Source organism: Massilia sp. DWR3-1-1 (assembly GCF_049898325.1).
Classification (GTDB): domain Bacteria; phylum Pseudomonadota; class Gammaproteobacteria; order Burkholderiales; family Burkholderiaceae_D; genus JAFCUW01.
The window spans coordinates 1-22,914 of the sequence record NZ_JAFCXL010000019.1 but is presented as its reverse complement, the minus strand read 5'-3'; the positions used below and the strand labels follow the sequence as shown (position 1 = coordinate 22,914).

At 60.6% G+C, this 22,914-nt stretch carries 29 protein-coding genes and 1 tRNA gene; 6 read left to right on the top strand and 24 right to left on the bottom strand.

The features are described from left to right. Nucleotides 1-19: 19 nt before the first annotated feature. Both ACP7EY_RS18565 and ACP7EY_RS18560 read right to left on the bottom strand, forming a co-directional pair. Nucleotides 20-2,290, bottom strand: a complete 2,271-nt coding sequence (locus ACP7EY_RS18565; protein WP_426196221.1) for a penicillin acylase family protein — start codon at nucleotides 2,288-2,290, stop codon at nucleotides 20-22. Beyond that, the gene (locus ACP7EY_RS18560) at nucleotides 2,287-3,066 is read right to left on the bottom strand and encodes a hypothetical protein (protein WP_426196219.1); all 780 of its coding nucleotides are present in this window, start codon (nucleotides 3,064-3,066) and stop codon (nucleotides 2,287-2,289) included. The genes ACP7EY_RS18565 and ACP7EY_RS18560 overlap by 4 nt, the downstream gene beginning before the upstream one ends. Before the next feature lie 158 nt (nucleotides 3,067-3,224). On the opposite strand from ACP7EY_RS18560, the gene ACP7EY_RS18555 reads away from it, so the two are divergent. The 4 genes from ACP7EY_RS18555 to ACP7EY_RS18540 all read left to right on the top strand — a co-directional run bounded on the left by ACP7EY_RS18555 (nucleotide 3,225) and on the right by ACP7EY_RS18540 (nucleotide 5,231). Further along, nucleotides 3,225-3,311, top strand: a tRNA-Leu gene (locus ACP7EY_RS18555). 165 nt (nucleotides 3,312-3,476) lie between these two features. Next, a complete protein-coding gene (locus ACP7EY_RS18550; protein ID WP_426196217.1) occupies nucleotides 3,477-4,688 on the top strand; it encodes a tyrosine-type recombinase/integrase in 1,212 nt (403 codons plus the stop codon). Beyond that, nucleotides 4,688-4,903, top strand: a complete 216-nt coding sequence (locus ACP7EY_RS18545) for an excisionase (RefSeq protein WP_426196215.1) — start codon at nucleotides 4,688-4,690, stop codon at nucleotides 4,901-4,903. The genes ACP7EY_RS18550 and ACP7EY_RS18545 overlap by 1 nt, the downstream gene beginning before the upstream one ends. Before the next feature lie 16 nt (nucleotides 4,904-4,919). Next, complete coding sequence (locus ACP7EY_RS18540; protein ID WP_426196213.1) at nucleotides 4,920-5,231, top strand: helix-turn-helix transcriptional regulator; 312 nt, start codon at nucleotides 4,920-4,922, stop codon at nucleotides 5,229-5,231. Here the strand turns inward: ACP7EY_RS18540 and ACP7EY_RS18535 are convergent. Next, nucleotides 5,150-5,368 carry a hypothetical protein gene (locus ACP7EY_RS18535; RefSeq protein WP_426196345.1) on the bottom strand — a complete coding sequence of 73 codons (219 nt, stop codon included), beginning with the start codon at nucleotides 5,366-5,368 and terminating at the stop codon, nucleotides 5,150-5,152. The two genes, ACP7EY_RS18540 and ACP7EY_RS18535, sit on opposite strands and share 82 nt — an antisense overlap. Nucleotides 5,369-5,451: 83 nt before the next feature. On the opposite strand from ACP7EY_RS18535, the gene ACP7EY_RS18530 reads away from it, so the two are divergent. Continuing rightward, nucleotides 5,452-5,721, top strand: a complete 270-nt coding sequence (locus ACP7EY_RS18530) for a hypothetical protein (protein ID WP_426196211.1) — start codon at nucleotides 5,452-5,454, stop codon at nucleotides 5,719-5,721. A 24-nt stretch (nucleotides 5,722-5,745) separates the two neighbouring features. Here the strand turns inward: ACP7EY_RS18530 and ACP7EY_RS18525 are convergent, their stop codons facing one another. The 3 genes from ACP7EY_RS18525 to ACP7EY_RS18515 are packed head-to-tail and all read right to left on the bottom strand — an operon-like array spanning nucleotide 5,746 to nucleotide 6,915. Further along, the gene (locus ACP7EY_RS18525; RefSeq protein ID WP_426196209.1) at nucleotides 5,746-6,252 is read right to left on the bottom strand and encodes a hypothetical protein; all 507 of its coding nucleotides are present in this window, start codon (nucleotides 6,250-6,252) and stop codon (nucleotides 5,746-5,748) included. Then, nucleotides 6,249-6,707: a lysozyme gene (locus ACP7EY_RS18520; protein ID WP_426196207.1), complete on the bottom strand. Its 459-nt coding sequence runs from the start codon at nucleotides 6,705-6,707 to the stop codon at nucleotides 6,249-6,251. The genes ACP7EY_RS18525 and ACP7EY_RS18520 overlap by 4 nt, the downstream gene beginning before the upstream one ends. Next, nucleotides 6,691-6,915 (bottom strand): hypothetical protein, encoded by a 225-nt coding sequence (locus ACP7EY_RS18515; RefSeq protein WP_426196205.1) that lies wholly within the window; start codon nucleotides 6,913-6,915, stop codon nucleotides 6,691-6,693. The genes ACP7EY_RS18520 and ACP7EY_RS18515 overlap by 17 nt, the downstream gene beginning before the upstream one ends. Nucleotides 6,916-7,099: 184 nt before the next feature. Between ACP7EY_RS18515 and ACP7EY_RS18510 the strand changes: the two genes are divergently transcribed. Next, nucleotides 7,100-7,534 (top strand): HNH endonuclease signature motif containing protein, encoded by a 435-nt coding sequence (locus ACP7EY_RS18510; RefSeq protein WP_426196203.1) that lies wholly within the window; start codon nucleotides 7,100-7,102, stop codon nucleotides 7,532-7,534. A 272-nt stretch (nucleotides 7,535-7,806) separates the two neighbouring features. On the opposite strand, the gene ACP7EY_RS18505 is transcribed toward ACP7EY_RS18510, so the two are convergent. From ACP7EY_RS18505 to ACP7EY_RS18420, 18 genes are all read right to left on the bottom strand, one after another. Further along, on the bottom strand, nucleotides 7,807-8,127 hold the full coding sequence (locus ACP7EY_RS18505) for a hypothetical protein (RefSeq protein WP_426196201.1): 321 nt from the start codon (nucleotides 8,125-8,127) through the stop codon (nucleotides 7,807-7,809). A gap of 160 nt (nucleotides 8,128-8,287) precedes the next feature. Further along, nucleotides 8,288-10,312 (bottom strand): tail spike protein, encoded by a 2,025-nt coding sequence (locus ACP7EY_RS18500; protein ID WP_426196199.1) that lies wholly within the window; start codon nucleotides 10,310-10,312, stop codon nucleotides 8,288-8,290. Between the two features lie 73 nt (nucleotides 10,313-10,385). After that, nucleotides 10,386-11,126 (bottom strand): hypothetical protein, encoded by a 741-nt coding sequence (locus ACP7EY_RS18495; RefSeq protein WP_426196198.1) that lies wholly within the window; start codon nucleotides 11,124-11,126, stop codon nucleotides 10,386-10,388. 9 nt (nucleotides 11,127-11,135) lie between these two features. Then, complete coding sequence (locus ACP7EY_RS18490) at nucleotides 11,136-13,637, bottom strand: host specificity factor TipJ family phage tail protein (RefSeq protein ID WP_426196196.1); 2,502 nt, start codon at nucleotides 13,635-13,637, stop codon at nucleotides 11,136-11,138. Nucleotides 13,638-13,741: 104 nt separating this feature from the next. Beyond that, the gene (locus tag ACP7EY_RS18485; RefSeq protein WP_426196194.1) at nucleotides 13,742-14,500 is read right to left on the bottom strand and encodes an HNH endonuclease signature motif containing protein; all 759 of its coding nucleotides are present in this window, start codon (nucleotides 14,498-14,500) and stop codon (nucleotides 13,742-13,744) included. A gap of 98 nt (nucleotides 14,501-14,598) precedes the next feature. Further along, on the bottom strand, nucleotides 14,599-14,922 hold the full coding sequence (locus ACP7EY_RS18480) for a hypothetical protein (protein WP_426196192.1): 324 nt from the start codon (nucleotides 14,920-14,922) through the stop codon (nucleotides 14,599-14,601). A gap of 50 nt (nucleotides 14,923-14,972) precedes the next feature. Continuing rightward, nucleotides 14,973-15,467 carry a hypothetical protein gene (locus tag ACP7EY_RS18475; protein WP_426196190.1) on the bottom strand — a complete coding sequence of 165 codons (495 nt, stop codon included), beginning with the start codon at nucleotides 15,465-15,467 and terminating at the stop codon, nucleotides 14,973-14,975. Next, nucleotides 15,464-16,348 carry a hypothetical protein gene (locus ACP7EY_RS18470; protein WP_426196188.1) on the bottom strand — a complete coding sequence of 295 codons (885 nt, stop codon included), beginning with the start codon at nucleotides 16,346-16,348 and terminating at the stop codon, nucleotides 15,464-15,466. The genes ACP7EY_RS18475 and ACP7EY_RS18470 overlap by 4 nt, the downstream gene beginning before the upstream one ends. Next, complete coding sequence (locus ACP7EY_RS18465; protein ID WP_426196186.1) at nucleotides 16,348-19,056, bottom strand: hypothetical protein; 2,709 nt, start codon at nucleotides 19,054-19,056, stop codon at nucleotides 16,348-16,350. The genes ACP7EY_RS18470 and ACP7EY_RS18465 overlap by 1 nt, the downstream gene beginning before the upstream one ends. 10 nt (nucleotides 19,057-19,066) lie before the next feature. Then, the gene (locus tag ACP7EY_RS18460; protein ID WP_426196184.1) at nucleotides 19,067-19,351 is read right to left on the bottom strand and encodes a phage tail assembly protein T; all 285 of its coding nucleotides are present in this window, start codon (nucleotides 19,349-19,351) and stop codon (nucleotides 19,067-19,069) included. Next, nucleotides 19,348-19,776: a hypothetical protein gene (locus ACP7EY_RS18455; RefSeq protein WP_426196183.1), complete on the bottom strand. Its 429-nt coding sequence runs from the start codon at nucleotides 19,774-19,776 to the stop codon at nucleotides 19,348-19,350. Before ACP7EY_RS18455 ends, ACP7EY_RS18460 begins: the two co-directional genes overlap by 4 nt. A gap of 2 nt (nucleotides 19,777-19,778) precedes the next feature. Continuing rightward, nucleotides 19,779-20,414, bottom strand: a complete 636-nt coding sequence (locus ACP7EY_RS18450; RefSeq protein WP_426196181.1) for a phage tail tube protein — start codon at nucleotides 20,412-20,414, stop codon at nucleotides 19,779-19,781. Between the two features lie 64 nt (nucleotides 20,415-20,478). After that, complete coding sequence (gene gp17, locus ACP7EY_RS18445) at nucleotides 20,479-20,829, bottom strand: tail completion protein gp17 (RefSeq protein ID WP_426196179.1); 351 nt, start codon at nucleotides 20,827-20,829, stop codon at nucleotides 20,479-20,481. Then, nucleotides 20,826-21,281 carry an HK97-gp10 family putative phage morphogenesis protein gene (locus tag ACP7EY_RS18440; protein ID WP_426196177.1) on the bottom strand — a complete coding sequence of 152 codons (456 nt, stop codon included), beginning with the start codon at nucleotides 21,279-21,281 and terminating at the stop codon, nucleotides 20,826-20,828. Before ACP7EY_RS18440 ends, gp17 begins: the two co-directional genes overlap by 4 nt. Then, entirely contained in the window at nucleotides 21,274-21,609 is a 336-nt protein-coding gene (locus ACP7EY_RS18435) for a phage head closure protein (protein WP_426196175.1), read from the bottom strand. Before ACP7EY_RS18435 ends, ACP7EY_RS18440 begins: the two co-directional genes overlap by 8 nt. Continuing rightward, nucleotides 21,609-22,178, bottom strand: coding sequence for a head-tail connector protein (locus ACP7EY_RS18430; RefSeq protein WP_426196173.1), 570 nt, complete (start codon nucleotides 22,176-22,178; stop codon nucleotides 21,609-21,611). Before ACP7EY_RS18430 ends, ACP7EY_RS18435 begins: the two co-directional genes overlap by 1 nt. After that, nucleotides 22,175-22,609 carry a hypothetical protein gene (locus ACP7EY_RS18425; protein WP_426196171.1) on the bottom strand — a complete coding sequence of 145 codons (435 nt, stop codon included), beginning with the start codon at nucleotides 22,607-22,609 and terminating at the stop codon, nucleotides 22,175-22,177. Before ACP7EY_RS18425 ends, ACP7EY_RS18430 begins: the two co-directional genes overlap by 4 nt. Before the next feature lie 90 nt (nucleotides 22,610-22,699). Beyond that, nucleotides 22,700-22,914, bottom strand: a 215-nt coding sequence (locus tag ACP7EY_RS18420) for a hypothetical protein (RefSeq protein ID WP_426196169.1), incomplete at its 5' end; no start/stop codon positions are given.

The window sequence follows — 22,914 nt, the reverse complement described above, 5'->3', positions numbered from 1 at the left end:
GATGCGATGGCGCCGTCCCTTATTGCCCGGGGTGGTATTGGCGCTCGAGGTGTTGGGCGATATCGGCCGGATAAAACAGCACGTCCTTGAACTGGCCCTTGCTGTACATCTCGGCCTGGTCCGCGAAGTGGATCGAGGCCGGGTCGGCGCTCTGCCCGCCCGCCAGGATGCTCCGGGCGCGCACGGTGGGGCCGAATTCGACCACCGCAACAAAGCTGTTGCCGCGGTCGCCGTAGATGCGCTTGGTGGTCTGCTTGGCCACCATGCCGAAGGCGGCCAGCGAGCCCCAGGTGGCCGAGGCGAACGGCACCGGCCAGCTCGGCTTGCTGTCGTCGTAGCGCTGCACGACGTCGCCCGACAGGCGCTGGAAGCGGTTGATGTCGCCCCACGGCGTTTGCCAGCTGCCGAAATCGGCGTTCAGCTTGGCCGTGGCCGCCGCCAGCGCGTCCAGGCGTTCGCGCGCGCCGATGCGGCTGATGATGAAATCGGCCGCCGGCATTTCAGCCGCGCGCGCTGCAGGCGTGGCCGCCGCGACCAGTTGCTGACCCCAGTAGACGGCCACCGAGGTGGGCACCGAATCGACGCCATAGCGCAAGTCCCAGCCGCGCAGCGCCGCCACCGGCCCGGCCAGCCGCGCCTTGAGGGGGTCCAGCGGCGCCAGCGCATCCCAGTCGGCCAGCACTTGCGGCAGCAGGGGCTCGAACTCGGTCAGGTAGCTGTCGTAGGCGGCGGCGGTCAAACTGTCGATGGTGAAATCGGTCTTGTCCTTGAGCACCCGCACGGCGTGCGCGCCGCGGGCGTTCTCCGGCAGCGCCCACATATATTTGGGGAAGTCGGCCAGTGTCGGGCTGCTTGCGCCGGACGCGGCGAACGGCCAGTTGTTGGTGTTGAGGATGTAGCCGCTGGCCGGATTGTGCAGCGTGATGGTCTGGTCCACCGTGTGCAGCCCCTGCCACTCGGTGGCGGCGACGCTGCCGTCGACCGGGTGGGCCCAGTCGATGGAGGCATCGCGGCGGGGAATGAAGTTACCGTGAAAATAGGCGATGGTGCCGTCGGCGTCGGCGTAGACGGTGTTGTTCGACGAGTTCGTGCGCAGCGCCATGGTGGCCTTGAACTGCGCGTAGCTGGTCGCCTTGGTGCGCGTGTACGACTGGGTCAGCGCCTTGAGCGGCTCGTCCATCATGCGCACGGCCACCCATTTGCCATCGAGCTGGCGCACCACCGGGCCGTGGTGGGTAAAGTGGGCGGTGACGGTCTTGCTGGCCATGCCAGTGGCGGTTTTATACGGCAGCTTGATGTCGACCGCACGCACCGGGCGCAGCTTGCCCTCATAACGGTAATACCATTTACCCTTTTGTTCGACCACGGTTTCCAGGTATTCGTCGATGACGTCGCCGCCGCCCGAGGTGTGCATCCACCCTGCCCGCTCATTGAAGCCCTGGTAGACGAAGAACTGGCCCCAGGTCACGGCGCCATACGCGTTCAGTCCCTGTTCACTGACCATGTGCACTTCGGGACGGAAGTAAAACGAGGTATGCGGATTGATCAGCAGCAGCGCATGGCCGCCAGCGGTGCGCGCGGGCGCGATGGCAAAGCCGTTCGAGCCACGCGGCTCGGTTTCGGGCGGCTGCCCGGCGCTGGCCAGCGCGGGGCCAGCGGGGACGGCGGCCTTGGCGGCGTTCTTGTCGTACAGGGCCGCCAGTTGCTTGAGGTCGATCGATTCGATATCGCCGCCGATGCTGCCTTCGCTGAAGGCGAGCGCCATCCACGGCTCGAAATGGCCGATCAGTTTCGGCTTGACCTCGGGGTGGCGCGCCAGGTAAAAATTGAGGCCGTCGGCGAATGCCGTCATCAGTTCGCGCAGCCAGGGCGGGCTGGCGGCGTACCGGGCGCGCATCGCCTGGGGCGTGATATAGAGCTTCATGCGCAGGTCGCGCCACAGCGCCTGTTCGCCCTCCACTTCGGCCAGGCGGCCCAGCGCGTTGATGTAATTGAGTTCGACGCGATTGAAATCGTCCTCGGCCTGGGCGTACAGCAGGCCGAACACGGCGTCGGCGTCGGACTTGCCGAACACGTGCGGGATGCCCCAGGTGTCGCGCATGATCGTCACGCGCCGGGCGGTGGCGGCCCAGCGCGCCTGTTCGGCGGCGCTGGCGGGCGCGCGCGGGGACGCGGCGGGCGCCGGTTTCGCGACTGCCGCGGCGGCGGCGCTGGCGCTGGCCAGCAGCATGGTGGCGGCAACGGCGCAGGCGCCAGCCAGGAAGGTCAAGGGCCGGCGCGCTGTGCTCATCGTGGTTCCAGTTGGTTTTTGAGGTCGGCGTTTTCCGCCGTCAGGGCATCGATTTTTTCGCGCAGCGCCGCCACCTGGGCACGCAGCGCCGTCACTTCCGAGGGCGGCTCTTCCTTGGGCGGGCGGGCCGCCGCTTTTTGCTCGCGCACCTGGCGCGCGGCCTCCTGCAACTGCTTCTTGCCGCCGGCGACGGCGGCGATCTGCTGCTCGGCGGGCAGCGAGGCGACGTTGGCCGCCGCATTGATCGAGATGGTACCGGTGCGCACGGCCTCGACCAGCTGCGGCGCCGCCGCTTTCTGGATCCGTTCGATCTGGCTGATGGTATTGCTCGACACCCGCGCCGCCTTGGCGACGTCTTCGCGCGTGTGCCATGGCGGGCCCTGGTCGGCGGCGGCGGCGGCGGACTCGGTGCCTGCTTCGGCCTTGTCAGGCTGCCCGGCCGCGCTGGCGCGCTGGGCGCTGACGATTTCCTTCTTGCGCAGCGCCAGCACGCCGCGCTGGAAGTCGGACACGCTGCGGCGCGCCAGGTGATTGTCGATCATCCACAGCATGACATCGTCGAGCGAAGCGAAGCTGCTGTTCTGGACGGTGCGAAAGGCAATCTGATGGCGTCTGCAAATGTCGTAGCGGTTATGGCCATCGATGAGCACCTCGCCCCACAGCACCAGCGCATCGCGGCAGCCTTCGGCCAGCAGGCTGCGCTCGAGGGCGGCCTGCTCGGTGGCGGTGAGGGGATCGATAAACGCGCGTAATTCTTCGTTGATGGTGATGTTCAAATCTTGTCCTTGGGGTGCCGGTGGTTCGTGCGCAGCGCATGCGGTGACCGCAGTGGCGGTGCCGCCCCGAATGCTACACCATCGGCGCCGTCCCCTGCGGCGGGCGGCCCGGTTTGGCTGGCCCCGCTGTTATCGATTGTGCTAAACTACGGCCCGCTGCCCGGATGGTGAAACTGGTAGACACCCGAGACTTAAAATCTCGTGCTCGCAAGGGCGTACCGGTTCGATTCCGGTTCCGGGCACCATTAGTTGATTCAAAGTAGTTCAACGAAGTGTTATTTTTCCGGCGCCTCCTCTGCGCGCCGCGCTTAACTAGTTCAACAACGGTCAAAGAGCGTTATTGCAATCCAAGAGCCTTGCGTCCATACTTGTATCCATGGATGCAAATGCGCTCCCCTCATGGATGCAAAATGCCAAAATTAGCCACACCGCTCACCGATACCAGGATCAGGACTGCGAAGCCTCGCGAGAAGTCCTATACGCTCGCTGACGGCGGCGGAATGTACCTGGAGGTCTCGCCCGCCGGGTCTAAGGTTTGGCGAATGGCATACCGCCAGCAGAACGGCAAGTCGAACCGGCTGACCTTCGGATCATATCCGGAGGTTTCGCTCTCCGAAGCGCGGGCAAAACGCGCAGTCGCACGCAAGCAGCTTTCTGAAGCGATTGATCCGGCGCAGCACAAGCGTGACGAGAAATCCAGGGTTGCCGTAGCCGGCGCTCATAGCTTTGAAGTTGTGGCACGAGCCTGGCTGGCAAAGACTGCTGCCGAGCGCGCAACGTCGACCCAGAAAAAGAACACGAACTGGCTCGAAAAAAACGTGTTTCCCTTTATCGGATCGCTACCGATAAGCAGTATCAGGCCTGCGGAAGTTTTATCTGTGCTTCGTCGTATCGAGTCGAGGGGCGCATTCGAATCGACCCACAAAATCAAGCAGCTTTGCGGCCAAGTTTTTCGATTTGGAGTGGCCAGTTCGCTGTGCGATCGAGACGTCACCACTGACCTTCGCGGCGCCTTAGCTTCAGTGCCGGAAGCGCACTTTGCGGCGATCACTGAGCCGCGCCAGGTAGGGCCCCTGCTCAAAGCCATTCACTGCTATTCCGGACACCCATTCGCGGCGGCCGCGCTGCAGTTGGCCCCCCTCGTGTTCGTACGGCCAGGCGAACTTCGGTCTGCCGAATGGGGAGAATTTGACCTGGCCGCGGCGGAGTGGCGCATTCCAGCGGCCAAAATGAAAATGAGTAGCGACCACATCGTGCCACTATCTAAACAAGCGCTGGCGATTCTCAATCGCATGCAGCCCATGACCGGCACCGAGCGCTACGTTTTTCCAAGCATTCGCACAAGCGACCGATGCATGAGCGAAAACACGGTTAATGCAGCACTTCGCGGCATGGGGTTCGACAAAGAGACCATGACGGGCCATGGATTTCGGGCGATGGCCAGAACTATCTTGGATGAGGTGCTTGAGGAGCGCGTCGATCTGATCGAGCATCAACTGGCGCACGCGGTGAAGGATCCAAACGGGCGTGCGTACAACCGCACTGCCCACATGCCCGCGCGCAGAAAGATGATGCAGCGGTGGGCGGACTATCTCGACGGTTTACGTCATGCGGTTATCTGATGCCTCCGAAAGCCGCAAAGCCGGCAGCCGCCGGCGCACCGAAGCCAATCACGCGATACATAACGCTCAACGAGTGGGCGGCAAGCCAGTTCTCACGCCCGCCGCACTACAACACGTTGATCAAATGGGTACATGACGGCCGCATCCAGCCGCAGCCCGTAAAGATCGGCCGCGCGTGGCAAGTGCGGCCTCACGCCGAGTACATATGCGATTAATTGGCGGCGTACCACAATGACCGGCACCTTCATCACCGCCGAAGAAGTCGCCGAGATGCTATGCATCAGCCGCGGTGCCGTGTACGACCTGGCCGCGCCGAAGGGGCCTATTCCATGCGTACGGCTGGGGCGACGCTTGATTCGGTTCAAGGTCGCTGACGTCCTGGCTCACATCGTGGCTTGCACGCACTCGCAGGCGGCGCCGAGGATCAACCTGAAGATGTCGACCAGGCCAGTCGTGAAGCTTCAGGTTTCTAATCCGCTGAATTGCTTTGAGCGGCTGGGGATCAAGGTGAAACCGAAGTTGAAGTCAAAGCCGAAGAGTTGATGCGACCTGCGCCCTGCCGGTGCCGGCAGCGCCAGATAGGCGGAAAATTTGAAGGCGCGCCCGTCGTTGAAGGCGATTGCGGTGGCGCAGGGGTGGTGGTGGCCGCCGGAGCCGAGTATTTTGACGGTTGCTTTCATGCGCCGAGTATATCCCCACTATCAAGGTCAACAGTAGTCCTCCGCTGACGCGCGCGGGATCATGGACTCTTTACGGAGGCCCTATGTACCATTCTTTCGAATCGATCACCAGCACCGCAACAGGCGCCATCAGGGCCATTGGAGATGAGGCGCAGGATAGCGAGGACTGCGATCGCATAGCCCTGCGCGCCGTCGGCGTAGGCGTTCAATTCCTGTGGGAGCAACTGGTCGGAAAAAGCGCGTCGACGGAGGAAATCGAGGAAATGATCACTCTCATCAGGAGGATACCAGTCAGCGACCGCATCGACATCGGCCCGGGGTCGAGTTCCGGCGACGCCCCGGCGGCACCGTAGGCGCGCCCGGCTCCGAGTGAAGCCTCAGCCGGCCGGCCCGTACAGCCCCGCACCGCGCACCCAAGCCTGAAGCGCTCGCAGGCGCTCGGCCAGCGCATCAGCCTCCTGGGTCAACTGGAGAAGCTTTGCCTCAACATCTGCAGGAAGTGCAACGGTGCCGGCGGCGGCGCCATCAGGTCCGCCGGCGCCTGCGGCAGCGGCCGCTCCATCGTTCGGACCGGCGCAGATGGCCCGGGAGACGCGCAGCCCACCAGCAGCACGAATGGCAGCGCGAGCAGCGTCATACTGGCGCGTGAGGTCGGAGATGGCTTTTTCATGGTCAGACGATGCCTTTCTAGCAGTTGCTTCGTTGAATTTCTGGATTCGGACATAGCGCTCCTGGGCAGCGAGCAGTTCGGCCTGGGCTGCGGCTGCCGTGGCAATTTCCTTTTTCTGCCACTCGGTGCGCTCCAGGCGCTTGCCCACGCTGGCGCCGCCGAGGCAGAGTGCGATTGCCAGGAGCAGGCCGCCGGCCAGCGCATACGGGTTCACAGCAGGCCCCGCAGGCACATATCACGCTCAGCCGCGCGCCGCTTCACGAGGCCGGGCAACTGGATGCCCTTGGCGAACGTCCAGCGCGACAGCTCGTTACAGCCGCCGGCCGTGTCGCCCGCATTGATCTTGCGCGCCAGCATGGACCCGCACAGACTGCCCTGCCCCACGTTGTAGGTAAATGAAACGAGGGCCGCCCGCCTGTAGTCAGTCAGCGGCGCCCGGATGCAGGCATCGACGCCGCGGTTGGCCAGCTCGAGCGAATCGGCCAGCATGCCCTGGCATTCGGCGAGCGTCGCGCGCTGGCCCAGCTTCACGCCCTTGGTCTCGCCGAAGCAGATCGTGGGGATGCCGACGGGGTCCCGGTAAGCGACCTGGCGCAGCCCCTCGAAGCCGCTCACGCAAGTGACGGCGATTGCGCACCAGGCGGCACGCTGCTTATTTGACTGCGCCACCGCTCACCTCCTGCTGTGCAAGCAGCCGCGCCACGCCGGCGGCCAGCGACACGGCGCCGGCGATCCCGGCAAAGATGCCGCCGGGGATGCCGGCCGGCTGCACCAGTTGCACCCACACCTCGAGCGCGCTCAGCAGCAGCGATGCCGCGGTGAATTTGATCGACCAGGCCTTGGTCAGGATTGCCTGCCAGTTTTCTACGAGATTCATTTGCCATTCCCCAAAAAGTTGCCGACATTGGCGCTGCGAAGATTATTTTTAAATTTCATCATTCACTCCAAAATATTAACTATGAAAAATCCTATGTTTTAATATCTGCGGCACTAACCGCCGCCCAACGTATCGGCCTATAATATTAACCTTGTATGCCATATCAACCATGAGGTGAAATTAAATGAGCGACGCAACCGCATTAGAGATTGAGCGATTCAAGAGTAATTGGAGCCGAGTTGGCGAATGCATGATTTGGATTGATCGAAAAGATCGCGATGGCTATGGAATATTTAGCTTCCGCCGGGCATCCCGCCGAGCACACAGGGTGGCGATGTACCTTGCGGACAGGCCGATACCAGATGGCCATGTTGTAAATCACACATGCAGGAATAGGGCTTGCGTTAACCCTCAGCATCTAAATGCAATAACCGCATCAGAAAATTCAAAAAGAGACTCAACTTCTCGTGGTTATATAAATTCACAGAAGACGCATTGCATTAACGGCCACCCCTACGATCGCCAATATGGGAAGCAGCGATATTGCTCAATCTGCTCTGCCGAAAAGGGTAAGCGACTGAGGGAAAAATGGAAGGCTGAAGGAATACTGAAGATCTGATTCGATCCTTCTGTCTTACCAAAAACCGCTCCCCCTTGGCCCAGCAGCTCCTCGCTCTCCGGATTTTCCATCACTCCCGTCCCTACCCGGCTTTCCGCGATCGCCGGGGTCTCCCTTTTCCCCAATTCCGTCAATGCCTGGAACGCCGGCCGGGCCCGCCGGGCCGCGCACCGCCGCTGGCGCATACAGCCATGCGACGACGATCAGCGCCAGAGCGACGCCGACGAATATCCGCAGCACCCAATAAAATGAGACCGAAAGTTTCGTGTCCTTCATTTGATGTGGCCTCCCGTGATCAGGTTGAAAATCCAAGTCGCCATGCCGGCCACGGCCAGCCCGAGGGTACTGATGCCCCACCGAAGCGCCTTGTCTCGCTCAGCGACCAGAGCGGCGATGCTGGCTTTGTTGGCCTTATCGTCTGCATCGGCCTTCTCGCGGACCCGGCGGATTTCGGCGTCGGAATCGTCTTTCACACGCTTCAGGTCGGCCTCAAACTCGCGCTTGTTCTCCTCGACCTCCCGCTGGATGAACTCGATTTTCTGCATGGCGAGCAGAAGATTCGCCTCGTTCGATGCAATGGTTGCTGGCGGCATTGGCGCCCCTTATGGTTGTCCTGCCTCGAGCAGGTGGTGGTGAAAATGAAGGCAATAAAAAACCGCCCGAAGGCGGTTGGTGGGAAAAGCTTTTCGCGTAATTGTCCGGCATGTTGCGCCGCGCTACCTGGGCTTCGTAACAAGCCAGCAATGGTTACACTTACGGGGTCAGCGTACCGATCTTGACGGTGCCATTCGCCAGCTTGTAGGCAACTTTCAGTAAGCCATCCTGCTCATACATCGCAAAATAACCAGGGTTGATGTACGCGGAGTTGTAAGCGTTCATCACCCCACCTTGCAGGTGGCCGCCCGCTTGCGGGAACGCCAGCACACCTTTCTGCAGAACACCACCATCGCGCGGCAAAAGCATCCCGTAACCCTGCTCCTGCCCTGGTGTTGAATTCGACAGCACAAACGTCAGATCTGCCGCTGAGTTGTTGACGAACACCCCCCTCGGCCTACCGTGAATCGTCACCGCGTTCTGTGTCGCATCACTAGTACCGAGCTGCATGTTGTTCGTCGTTGTGTCTCCACGCGAGATCTGCATACCAGTACGGGTGCCAGTGCATCGCTCATTGGTCGTTTCGGTTGACGGGTCGGTCGTGTAGATTGCGTAACCTGCCGTAATCACCGCAGTCGTATGGACTCGCGGCAAGTCGAGTCGGTTGCCCGGCCCTTCGACGATAATTTGGTGCACGCCGGTCGAATTCATCCGGTTGCAGTCGCGCACGCTGGCACCCTTAATGTCGGTGTTCGTTACGCGCAGATAGACACCTGCGTTGACGCAATCGACCGCCGTCACGTTCGTGTACTCGTTGAACTGGCCGTCCCCCCACACGCCAATGCCATTGCATCTGGTTGCCTTGATGTTTGAAACCTTGTGCCCAGTCGGCAGCTTGTTCCACGCATAGTCCGCAAGAGGGAAATCGTCCACCCGTTCGGCTGCATCGCCAAAATCGGCATTAAAATCCACGCCGTCATAGAGCGTCAGATCGGGGGCGATGTCGTTAAAAATCATGCCGTAGCACCGCGTTGACCTGTTGCCGACTTCGTTCTGATAGGTCTTCACGCCCGACTCACCACAACGGCTCGGGACGAAGCCGCCGACCACGCCGCCGCGCTTGTTGCGCATGAACGTGACACAGCTATTGGTTCCGCCCTGAACGAAGCCGCCACGCACGAAGTTTTCGACGCCGTAGCCTGTCGTTTGCATGTTGGTGAACAGGATCGTCCCGAACTGGCCCTTACCCCCCGCTGTAATTTGCGGATTGACCACGTTCACGCGGTTGCACATATCAAACTCATAGAGACAATGACGTCCGCTTGGGTTTAGTACCAACAGCCCATTTGCCCCGTACACATAGAGTTTTGCGCTGATGTTTTGCGCCTTTTGCGCCGCAGTCAGTCCCGCATACAACTCCCCGTCGTTGACGCCCGGCTGGTAGTAGTTGTCAGCGTTCGATTGCGTCAGAGTCGCTGCGATGGCGGTGGGTGCCAGCCACGTGTCGTCTGCTGCCCACCGTGTAATGACCCATGGCGCAGTGATGTTATTCATCTCGGGCTGATTGATGATAGAGCGCTTTCCCGGATTCAGGATTTTGAGAACTGGGCCATCAGACTGCACGCAGTAGCCGGCAAAGTCGAACAACAGTTTTGCTCCCGCCATGTCGATCGACAGCTCGACCGCTAGCACCGGACTGGCGTCGAGCCGGATTGGTTTGCCGGTGGTCTTTGCGTAGGTCAGCAGCGACAGCAGTGCAGCCTGGTCGCTGCCGTAATACGACATCGGCCGCGCGCCGTCCAGTGCCATGAGTACGGTAGCAACACCATTCCCGATAAGCGATGAGCCAGCGGGTAGAGCAAGCTCCTCTTTAGTCGCCCCTTGGTGAATCATGACCTTACCAGCAGCCAAGTCCGCAGCCACTGTCGTGGAAATATGCCCTGCCAGGGCCACATATGAAATGTTTGCACTGGTGTAAACGTCTTTTACCGCGTATGCAGTTGCGGTGGAAAATGCACCGCGCACGTTGAACGCTTTGAGGGAATTGATGGCACCAAGAACGGTTGGCTTTGTGGTGCCGAGTCGGTCAGTGGTAACTTGAAGATCCGAATTGGCCAACTCAGCAATGTGCTCCAGATCCGCCTTGCCGTTCTTTAAATCGTTAATATTGAGAGCTGCTGACATATTTTCCTTTTTTTGTGAGGCGTAAATAGAGCCTGATAGTGCGGGCTTCGATGATTAGACATCCTGCGAACTCCTATAAGCCGAGTCCGTGGTACACCGCCAAAGCGCGCAGGTTGTTGGCCAGGGTGATGACGCTGGCAAGATCCGTCGCCGCTGGCGCCAACGCGTACGCAACGCGCGCTGGCTGGTAGGCGCTCGATGCTGTGAAGGCGGCGCTACCCAGCGTGCCGCCGCCGCCAACATTTAACGCAGCACCGTCGGTGCCGCGCAGGGTGATCGTGTTTTCCGCTGAAAGGGTTTTCCCACTGGCGATCGTCAGCACGGCGCTCACTGCCGGCGCTGTAATCTGCACCTTGTTGACCGACGCGACACTTAGCGCCGGCGGCGTACCAAAGCTGTAGTACATGCACCTAGTGACGCCGGCCGCGTACCCGCGAAAGCTGGCGAAGTCGCCGGCGGCCGTGGTGATGTTCGCTCCGCCCACCAACTGCAGCGCCGCGCTATGCACGAGCTGTGAGGCGCCGGTAAAGCGAACGGTTCGCGTCTGGCCCTCGCGTAGCACAATCGCATTGATCATTGCTACGCCGGCGACGTCGACCACACCACCCACGACTGCACCGAGTGCGATGCTCGAGGCGCCGGCGATCGCGTCATTGCCAACGTCGCCTTCGATCCGGATGATGGTGTCATCCTTGCGCTTGCTATACAGGGCGCCATCGGTAACGTTGACAGCCAGCGCCCCGACGTCGACTTCGGCCGAAATCGGGCGTTTGAGCGCCACAACGCTTTGTGTGATTCGTACAGGAGCAACCATTCTAGATCCTCAGTTGATAATGGTTTCTTTGGCCGGAATCGCCGCGTAGTCCGCAGCGAAATACGTATCGCTGTAATTGACCGCCTTGAGCGTCACGTACTGCCCATCCGACAGGTCCAACTCCTGCACCTGGTACGCCTGCGCCCCGCGCGCGCTGTCTGCCGCGAAGCTGAAGATCGTGCGAATCCCGGTCGGGCCATAGTTGGTGGTGATCGCCTCCGTCGGCAGCGACTGCAGCACAACCTGGTTCGCCTCAGCGCCGGCGGTAACCGGGATGCTCTGCAGCGTGCCGTCACGACGCATCAGGACGATGCTGTGCGGCAGGCCTGCGGCGAACCTGACGTCCTGGCTCAGCGTCAGCACGAGCCCGTCCTGCCCCACCACCTCGCCGTCGTAGGACTTGAAGCGCGTGTTGTCGACGATGTCGATGCGGGCGTTCGGCAGCAGCGCCCGGGCGTCCATGGTGGTGGTGGTCTCGATGTTGATGCGCTGCCCCCGGATCTTGAAATACTCGCGGTTCGCGCGCAGCCAGGCCTGCTCGAACGACCGAATGCCGGCGATCTCGAATTTTTTCAGTTTCGTGTAGCTGCCATCGAGCGGCAGCGTGATCGTCTCCGACTGGTCGCTGTCAGGGTCCACGTAGACGAACTCGACGCCGTCGTAGTCGGCATCAGAGGCGAACTTTCGGGTGATGGTTTCAGCCCGCGGCTTCTTATTACGGTGCGTGAACAGCGCCGTGCTGGCCGCCTGGGCCCGGTCGAGCGACAGGCGAATTTTCCCGTTCTGGCGGTAGGCGATGCAAAAACCGGCATTGGCGATCGAGATGATCGTTTCCTCGAACGACGTGTTGTCCGTGTCGAACGTGAAATTGAACTGCCCGCACTCCGGATTCCACGCATCAAGCGCCTGCTGCACGCCCCAGATCTGCGCCATGTCCACCTCGGTGACCAAGTCGCGCGCGCCGATTTTTGGGTCGAGCGAGACGGCCGCGATGATGTCGACCAGTTTCGATGTCGCCGCGATGGTGCCGCTGGCCAGCCGACCGGTAGCGTCGAATGCGCCGGAGAACGTGGTGCCGCTGTAGATCGGCAGGCGCCGCGACGCCAGGCAGTTGAGCTGGCGGGTTTTCACCGCGGTCGCGCGCGCCGTCGCTTTCGTGATCGTGTGGATCGTCGTTTTGTTCCCGAACTCTGTTTTGCTGACCGGGGTCACGCTGTACAGATCAGCCCATTTGATCTCGTCCTGTACCGTGCCTTTGAACGCGAAATCGTGGTTCGATGTCCGGGCCACCCGCACGCGCGCCGGGCCCGCCCACGCCGTCGAATGCTCGATGGTATCGGCATGCTCGTCGGAGTCTGCGCCAGTGAGCGATCCAGTGACGACCTCGACCACGCCGGTCGGGACCATAGCCGCGGTCAGACGTTCGATCTGAATTTCAAAATCGACATTGCATGGGGCCTTGCCGCCGTCGTCCTTGAACAGCCCGTTCGGAGCAGTGATATTGCACCACACCTGGGTGCGCGCCAGATCAGGCAGCGTTACCCACCCCATCGACGCGGGCGGGGTCGTCAGCGATACGCGGCCAGAAATAGTGAGCGCGTCCTCAATCCAATCGGCATCAACGTAAATGTATCCGTCGCCAACATCTGTAACGACGAATGTGCCTGAATAGTTGGGCCTGGTCGGCAGGGGCCCGTGCGCGATTACATCAACTGAATCGCCCACCTCCAAAATTGAGTTGAAGTTGGGCTGTTTCGTCGACTGCTCGATCAGCCCGGAGGAGTAAAACGAATACACCGACCCGCCCGATGGTAGGTCTGCCTGGTTCGCCGCCTTCAGCGTAATGCCATCGACCTCTGCGGCGCGCCGCACCGTCAGCACGTCATCAATGATGGCCGAGCCGACCTGCAGCTGCGGCGCATCGTCGCTGTTCGGTGACGTGAACGGCGCATACACGGCTGCACTGGCGCCATCGATGTCCGCGATCAGCGTATCTCCGTCGCACAGCTCAGCGATGTCGTAGTAGCCCCGGCCCACACAGTAGTAGCCGTACTCGAATTTCTTGTTGTCGATGTACTTGTTATACGTCGGCATCATCAGCGACGGGATCGATTTCACAGTGCCGTAAATATCTTCGACCCGCTCCAGCAGCCGCACTTTGTTCTCTCGGCTACCCAGCGCATTGTTTGGGCTCTGCTGCGTACGGTTGACATTGCCCGGCATGACAGGCTTTGGCATCAGCACGTAGGCAGCGACGGCAAACACGGCAGCGATGATGACCGCCCAGGTAAAAGGATCGGAGCCCGGGCTTTCGAGGATCACGTATTCGTCTGCATCGCCCGCGAGGATCGCGCCCACATCGTGACTGATCTCATTTTCCGCAGACGGCTCGCCCGCGAAAATCTGCACGGTCACCTGCGGCGCGGCGCCGTAGTGCTCGAGCAGCCATTCGGCCAGGCTGGCAGCCTCAAACAGGCGCGGTGCCACTGCGGCGAACGGGTGATCAAACAATCGTATTCTTATCATTCCGACCACCCTGAAAAATTAACCAATTTTGCCTCTCTGGCGGAAATAAAAAAGCACTCCGAAGAGTGCTTGTGGGGCTGCGTTAAAATTTAAATCAGGAATCCACGTGATCGCATAAAGTCGTGTGGTAGCTTATCGTGCTTTTCCATATTGCAAGTAGGGCACAACAGTTGAATATTATCATCTGAATTTGACCCGCCTTTCGCCAGTGGATCAATATGGTCCATATGGAAGCCAGATTTTTTTAAATCACATCTGCAACATGCGCACATCGATTTTTGCAAGCGCATCAAAACTTGCGCCCTCCCTGGCGAAATTCGACCTGTCGCTCCGCGTTGCAATGCCTTCCTGTTTCTATTATTTACCCGTATCTTTTCGGGATTATTTTTCCTGTACTTAGCTGCAAGTTCGCTTGATCGCTCAGGATTTTCTGCGCGCCATTTTTTTGCGGATAGTCTTGCGATTTCTCTCCGGCTTGCCAGCACCTCATCAGAAGGAACTCGAATTACTTTTAACCGGACCTTTTTCTCACGCAGTCTTACAACCTTCTTCCGCGGCTTTCGCATTCTGATGGGCCGTAGGGCTGCAGCTATTGCCCTATCGCGCCCTTCATTATTTGCATAATGTTCCGCATTGCGTTTGCTGATCCTATCGAAGTTTTCCGAAAAATACGCGGCATAGTAAAGCTTCATGCGATCTTGGTTCTCAACATCCCACTGCTTCTTATACGCTAATATTTTTTCTTTGTTACATTGTGCATAAAGCTTTTTGCAGGCCTTGCAATATTTTCCGGAGAATATAATGGAGCATTTTTTGCATGCCCTCTCTAGTGCAGTAGTTTCGCTCATGCGCTGGCTCTTCATTAAGGAGTCATCATTACTGGTGGGGCGCAGCAGGCGGGTAATGAATCCGCTTTTCAGCCGCTAAACCTAGCTGCGCACTGCCACTATACCATATCGGTCTTACCCCAAAATTCAATCAGCGCGTACTCGTCGCCGATGACGCTCATCTCCTGGTACTGGCCTCCGCTCTCGAGCATGTGCAGCACCCGGCCCTGGTAGTAGATGCCGCAGTGGTGCAGGCCGGTGCGCGCCGTCTTGCCAAGCAGGACCACGCAGTAATCGACCGGCTCGGCGATCTGCGCAAACCCGTGCGCCGATTTGTGCAGGGCGAGGCGGAAAGTGCCGGCGATCGAGCGGATCGACTTGTTGACCGTCTTGTAGTCGGTCACCGTGTCGTCCAGCTCATTGGTGTAGACGTCTGCAACCAAACACCAGCAGGGCGGGAATGGGTACTGGCGGCCTAGGTAGTCGTTCACGTTCACAGGAAACCTCGCAGCATTGGCACATCTTTGGGTGAATAAAGCTCGCCGGTTCGGGTCACATTCAAGCGCGGTGACACCGCCGAGATACTGGCGGCGCCCACCTCGTACGAGATGCTCTCGGCCTGCAGCGTGGCCGTGGCCTGGGCTACCGTCAGGTCGTCGCTGAGAAATTCGCGGTACACGATCCGGATTTTCTCGGCGGTGCTGACCGGGATACGGTCGAGCTGCTCGCGGAACTCATCCTCGATGTCAACCAGGCCGAGACGAATATCGAATTTCTGATCCAGGTGGCCCTCGCTGCCAGCCAACTTGACCTCAAAATTCGCCATCTGCATCGTGGCGCCGCCGGCCACGCCAGCGTACGGTTCGCGCCAGAGATGGTACGTTTTCGACATTGCAGAGTGGCTGATCTCCAGCGTCTGGATGGTCCAGATGGTCTGCGGCGCCGAGGACAGGAAGGCTTTCAGGCGCGATTCCAGATCGAGGCTCATGGGAAGTCCAGTACGTTGGTGTCGACGTTGGCGAACTGGGCAAGCCGGGCCAGCAGCGCGAATTGGGTATCACCATAGGCATTGTGCAAATCAATGATGACCTGCGCATCAGCTGCCGTATATTCGTAAATCGTCGGTTCGGCCTCGACGATGAATGACACCACGGTTGCAGTGCCGCCCGTGCGCGCGCTCGAGTACGTCCCAGGTACGATCGTCGCGGCGTGCACATCAGGGCCCGTGCCGCTATCGAGCCGCATGTTGAACGTGCGCGAGCCTTTGGCGATCAACCGATGGAACCAGACGGACCAGGCAGCGAACTGCGTGGCCGTCAGAATGAACGTGCAATTGAAGCGCTGCGTGCCGCGCGCCCATTGAAGTGCATAGCCGGCGGCGCCACCCCCCAGTTGGTCGCGTTCGACACCATCGGGCCCGGCAAACGAGTAGGCTGCAATAGTCGGCACCATACCGGCCGGGAGCGTTGTTGCGCTCAGGCCGTACGCGGCCACCTGGGCATCGCTGAGGCTGTACACGGCGCTCTCGCACTCAACGACAAAGCTCGCCATGTAATTGCCGCCTGCGGCCGCCAAGCTGTATGAGCCCGGCAGAATGTGCACACTATGTGGCATCACGCCCAGGCCGCTATCGAGGCGCATGTCGAAAGCGATGGCGCCCTTCTTGATGATATGGTGGTAGAAGGCCGTCCAGACCAGCAGACGGCCGCCGTCGAGCGCAAGCTTCACATTGAACCGCTGGCGGCCGCGCGCCCAGTCCAAGCGGTAGCGCGCCGGGCCGCCGGCCACCTCCGTGCGCGTGACGCCCTCCGGCGCCTCGCTTGACAGGGCCGATACCAGCGGCACCAGTCCATTCGGCATTGTCGGCATCAGCGAGACCTCTGAACGTTAAAGTTCCGCTTGAGCGATGCAGAGGTACGGCTATTCGGCTCGCTCATGGCGGCTGCCGTCGCGTTCACCGCATCTTCGACAATCATCGCCCACTCGTCCGGCGCAACCTGCTTGCTCTCGACCACGCGCTGCTGCGTTCCATTATTGACCAGCGTCAGCTTGAAGCCAGCACCGGCGCCGCCGCCATTCGCTGCCAGACCGCGGATCACATCGGCAGGCCCCTTTGGTAGAACCATCTCTTTTTCGTGCAGCTGGGTCACCGGGTTCACGCCGCCAGGGATGTCGTAGCCACCCTCTGCCGATGCAATCGTGGTGCCGATGACGATGCCTGCAGACGCGTAGCCGAGCGCACGGATGCCGATCGACAGCGGCGGGCCAAAGATCGGGCCGCCGACGGCCAGCGCCTTGGCAGCAGCTACCTCCGTATTCATGATGATCTCAGCCACGGCGATCGCCTTGCTAGCGATGAACAGCGCCTTGCCAAGTGCCGTCTGCTGCATTCCGGCATTCGCAAGCAGGTTATACAGTTGATCTGCGGAGTTACCGGCAAGGGCAAGCGTTTGCAGCCCCTCTTGGGCGCGGATATCTACCATCACCTGCTGATGGCGCGCATTTTCCCGCTCAATTGCAAGGTTGCCGTTTGCAATTGCCTCCAACTCCCCGTCCTTACTGGACATCAGCGTCTTCATCAGGTCCGTATGATTCTGCTGCTCGATCTCGGCAGGCGTGCGCTGATTCGCCACGATCTGCTGGACCGCTCCCTGAGTCATGAATTTTCCAGCAGCAGCAGACTTGGCCTTTGCGTCGGCGAGGTAGCCTGCAATCGACTCATCGGTAATGGAGCCATTTTTCTTGGCCATCCGGATCTTTTCTTCGACGTCTAGCTCAGCCTGATGCGCCGCCGTCAGCTGCTGCACTTCCAGTGCCGACTTACCGTACAGGCTGTTCGAGAACTTCATCTGGGCGTTTGCCTTATCCTGCTGAATATCCCATTCCTTCATGGTCTTATTCAGGTCAGCTTGGGCGGCGCCGAGGCCCAGGGCGTTTAATTGCAGGGCCTGCGATGCCTCGGTGCGCGCCTTTGTTTTCGCGGCCTCACGCTCGGCGATCTGGTTGTCAATTTGCGCGATCGCCGGCTTGTCGGTCGATGCGGCGCGCGCCTTTTCCAGGACGGCGATCTCTTTGTCGTACGCGCTCAGGGCCGCAGCGAGCCCATCATTGATGGCCTTGAGCTTGCCAGCGTTGTAGGCGTCGAGGCTGATCAGACCCTGATTGCGCTCCTCCTGCATGTACTGCGACTGGAATGCGATCTGGCTGCGCTCGGCCGCGTAGGCGTCTTCGAGGGCCTTGAGCTTGCCAGTGGTGCCCAGTTTAGCGATTCGCGCTGCCTCGCGCGCAGTCTTGTCGGCGCCGGCCTGCATGGCCCCGTCCTCGCCAGCAGTGTTGAAGTTGGCCTTTTTACCGCCGGAGCCGTCAACGCCGTATCCTTCGGTTTCCTGCTTTTGCTTGCGCGCAGCGATCTTTTGCTCTGCTGCATGGCGCGTTGCCGCCACATCCATCGCGAGAAACTTGTTCCACTTCGCATTTGCGGCATCTAAGTCGCGGTCGCGTTCTGCAAGTTGAATTTTCACATCGGCGAACGGATTGTTGCCTTTCGCTGCAGAGAATGCCATCGCCGCAGGGTTTGCAGTCGACATCAATTTGATATCGTTCCAGACGACTTTGAAGCTCGATGCAACAGCGGGCACCAAATTTCCAATGATCCGAATATTATCTATCAGATATGAGACTGCGACTAAAGCCGTATCTGCCCATCCCTCGATAGAATTATCGTCTGCAAGGCTCTTCCCGGCAGCATTGACCACGTTCGTGTTCTTCGACGCCTCCAGCAGGACTGCTGAGAAATCGCTCAGGGCCGGCAGCAGCGCCACTGCAACGGTCTTGAATAGCATCCCTTGCTGGGCTTCGAGCTTGGCCATATCGCGCGCGTACTGGCGCGCTGCCGTCGCCTGCTCGGTCGTCACTTTGGCGACAATATCACCCTGCTCACCCATCATTTTCAGAGTGGGCAGCATATCGGCGCCGGCCTTGCCGAACAGTGCCTGCGCGATAGCTGCCTTTCCGGCGCCATCCTCGTACTCGTACAACTTTTTGGCGATCTCAGTGAACATTACGGCCGGGTCCTTGAGGTTGCCGGCAGAGTCCTTGGCACTGACGCCCAGGTAGTTGAGCGCCAGGCCTGCGCCTTTCGTCTCGTTGTCGGCGCCCGCCATGCCCTTCGACATTTTCGCCAGCGCGGCGGTGACGGCCTCGATATCGGACCCAGACTGCTTCGAGATAAACGCAAGTTTCGAAAGATTCTCAACGCTTGCGCCGGTTTTTTCAGACAGGGTTTTGAGGTTGGCCATGGTGCTGATGACGCCCATGATTTTGCCAGTAATTGCCTCGTAGCTCATGCCGACGGCGGCGCCCAAGATCATGCCCTTGGCCAGTGAAATTGCAGCCGACTTTGCGTTATTTGCCTGGCCTTCCAGCTTCTTGACGGCATCGGTCGCAAGCTTCGTACTAGCAGCCATGGTCGTCATCGACTGGTCGACCTGCTTCGCCGCGGCACCCATATCCGAATTGAATTTGGCCATGTTCGCTTCAAGCGAGACGACCAGCGCCCCCAAATTTCCTGATGCCATTTTGATTCCTTTATGCGGCAGGTGAATCCCTTGGCGGCAAGCCAAACATGGATGCCCGGATCAAGTTTGATTGCGCCACGGGGTCGGCCAGTAGGGTCGGCTCTTTGTCGTCAGCCGGCGCCTGAGCCTCGCGACCGTACATGAAGTCCTCGGCCTTGAATGGCTCGGAGCCAGATCCTCGTTGCGAGTTGGCAAACAGCGCTGTCGCAACGCCGTGCCGTCGGTCCTCGACCGGCCCACCGAACGGCTCGAGCTCATAAAATGCCTGCCATTCGGTGAACTCGGCCGACGTCATTCGAGCTTGGAGCTCTCCGACGGTTGCGCCAAGGGCAAGGGCGAGCCGGAACCAGAATCGCCGCTCTGGCCGCTCTCGGAGTTTTTTACGGCATCCTCGACAGCGCTGCCGCCCAGGCCATTGAGGCGCATGGCCACGCCGGCGGGCTTGTCGATCGATGCCGCACTTTTCTCTGCCAGCTGATCGATCTCATCCAGGGTGAAAAGGCGGGCACCCGACTCGTCGATCAGCGTGGCCGCCAGCAACGCGACGGAAAATCGCCCGAGCGCAACGCCCTCCTCCGATGCGACTGATGCGCGGAACTCGTCACGCTCAGCGCCGGTCATGACGCGCACGCGCACGGTGCCACCCCAGGCCGGTACTTCCACATCCTCGTGTTTCAGATCTTCGGCGCCGAGAATCGCCGCTTTGTTGAGCAATCTCATGATCAGCTCCACACCACAGGGCCGCTGATGCGGGTGTCGATCTTGCCCTTGAGGACGGCATTGACGCCGCCCGAGGTCGGCATCGACTTGACGATCACGTTGAACGTCGCCACGCTGGCGTCGGGCAGGGTCAGCACCATGCCGACGACGGCGCCGCTGGTGCGGTTCGCGCGCAGCGCGATCTGGCCGGCGTCGGCTTTAAGGGTCTTCGCCTCGAAGCCAAACTTGCCTTCGTCCTTGATGCCGCTGATGAATTCCTTCGCAGTCGAGTCCAGGTCGGTAACATCGAGCTCATCGGCGGTTCCGTCGAAACCATCGAAGGACGTCAGGCCATTGATTTTCGTGTACGTGTTCGGAGTAGCAGTGCCACCCGAGGTATAGGTCAGGCCAGTGGTATCGGCATCGAGCAACGCGAACGTGCTGGCAGTCTTGTTCGACACCACGCGCGTGGTGCCATTCAGCAGGGATGCCGAAGCGCCGACGATGCCAGCCAGCACGACGACGTCGCCGTTGTTCAGGCCGTGCGCAGCGCTGGTGACGATCGCCGGGAAGCCCGCCGAGATCGCGGTGATGGTTTTGGCGCCGCCGGTGCCGGTGGCGATGCGCAGCGTACTGCCTTGAGCGGAGATTCCGGACATGGTTTGATCCTTTTTGACGTAAAAAAACCCGCATCAGCGGGCGGGTTGGGAGATGGTGTGGCGCCTACAGGTGCCAGGTGGAGATGTCGAGTGTGATTCGGTGAAGCTTCGTGTCGGGCTCGTAGCCGTCCAGTTCGAGCAGAAGGACGTTTTCGACTGCCCATCCTTTGAGTGCCGCCTTCACGCCTGCCGCCAGGGCATCGACTTGGGCGCCAGTCGGACCGTAGATGTCGAGCTGCAAGCGCGTGTTCGTCGGGTTGCCGGTCCCGCCATTCGCGTCAAGCGTCGATTCCTCCACGCCGGTGACGCGGAAATAGACGCCGTAGGCAGCCGCCGGCGATGGCGCGAAGTTGCGGTACAGCTGGCCGCCGAAAACCGGATCGAGCAGCGCGTAGAAGTCGGACTGGATACTCATTTTCCGCTCGCCAGAAGCTGCGCCTCTTCGATGAGTCCGGCCGCCAGGCTTTCGCCGATGACTCGCACCGCATCCACCTTTTTCGATTCGTAGGCCGGCCGCATGAATGGGCGGGCTACCATCTTCGATGTGCCCAGCTCAACGAAGCGCCAGTAAAAACTGTCGCGCTGCACGTCGCGCCCCTTGCCGGCCATGCGAGACTTCTTGCCAGTCCGAACAAATACCGAATAGGTCGCTGCCAGGTCGCCGCCACGCGCATCCCGCTCGCGCTTGACCATGATGTCGCGCAACATCTCGCCCGTTGCTACCGGCGCGCGCGCCTTGGCGTCGTTCTTGATGACGGTGGCGCCGGCTGCGACGGCGCGGCGCAGGCGCTTGCGGGCGACGCGCGGCGCGAGTTGGAGCATTGCCGCGGCAAGCTCTTTAAAGCCGGAGAGATTCGAGTCAGCCATTCGACACCCCCGAGATGCACATTAAAATTGTCCAGGTCGGATCTGTATCGAGCACAGCCTCGACGTCATAAATTCTCGCCCCGTACAGGACGCGCATCCGGGCTTCAATACCGGCGCGCTTGCGGATCGCGATCTCTGTCATCACGGCGTTCTGCTCGGCCCGGGCGGCCATGTACTGCCGGCCGGTCTGGTCCTTCACGCGCGCCCAGACCTTGCCATTGCCGGCCGTGACGACGTTCGCCCAGCCCTCAGCGACGGCGCCGGTCTCGTCTTTAATGTCGCCGCGGCGCTGAATCAGCACCAGGCGCGTCAATTCCTCGACGCGCATCAGGCATACACCCGCAGTTGATCGAGCAGCGAATCGGCGAACACGGATGCCGCCGTCTCGCCGAACTTGCGATTGGCGGGGTCCCACAGGTCCGCCAGGCGTAGCAAAATGTACTGGCGTGCGCACTCAGGCACGTCATCTGCGCTCACCCCGTAGCCCGCGGTGTAGTCTACGGTGACGGCATTGATCCGCACCATCGTCTCGGGCCAGGCTTTGCTGACCGCCGGCACGAGCCAGCCGGGCACCGTGGCGTTGTCGACCTCAAAATCCTGCGGGTCCAGCTGCTGCATCATGCCGGCGGCATCGCGGAAATTGAGGGCGGTGACAGCGAACACCGGGCCCCGCTCGATCCGGATCGCCTCGGGGAATGCGTCGAGCGTCGCGCGCATCCCGCGATTGATGAATGAGCGCTGCGTCTTGTGCTCGGCCTCTTGCGTGATGGCGCGCACGGTCAGGGCCAGCGTCGGGCCGATGGCGTCGAGCGCGTCAGCGTCCAGGCGCAGCGTTGCGGCGATGTCGTCCAGCGACACGGCCAGGGCGACCGGCGCGGAAACTTGGGTGGTGCTCATCGTGTCGATCCTTGTGTGTTTGCTGGGCGCGCTTGGCTGCGCGGTTGCTGCGGGGTAAAGCCGGAGCCGGATGGGGCGCGGGCGTAGAACGTCTGCACCAAGACCGCCATCGAATGGGCCTCGCGGCCTTCGGTCCAGTTGCCGATGATGATCGCGGCCGACGCACTGCCGACGGCAATAGCGATGACCTCCGCGCCCTCGGTCCAGCCGATTGCCGCCGAGCTGCTGGCGGGCGCCGCGACCGCGCCGGTGGCGCTGCACGTTTCGGCACCCTCAGTCCAGCCGAGTGCCGCGCCGATGACGATGCCGACGGCGCCGGCCGCGATGATGGACTCCGATCCCTCGGTCCAACTGGCGGTGCCGGTGATCGGGGCGGCGCTTGCCTGGTAGGAGCCGAACGGTGCGCTGCCAAATGGGGATTGTCCGAACATGGGTCAGAGAGCTTTCAATTCGAGCAACGCAAAAACGTTGTTTTTTCATCAAACTACTTAGGTATCTTTACAAAGAAAACCAATAGGCGCTTAATGATGGATTAGCCAATATTTACCAAAAAATATGCGCCAGAGAATATTCGTCTTTCTAAGGTCGGCCTGGAGATGCATGATGACCCCCTCACCCAATCCACCGAACTTAGCAGCGCCGCGTCTCAGCACGGCTTCTGGCTCATGAACTTGTGCGATTTCGGACGTGGGACCCGAGGCTTCGATTTGATGATGCCAGGGCGGTGCGAGTAGGT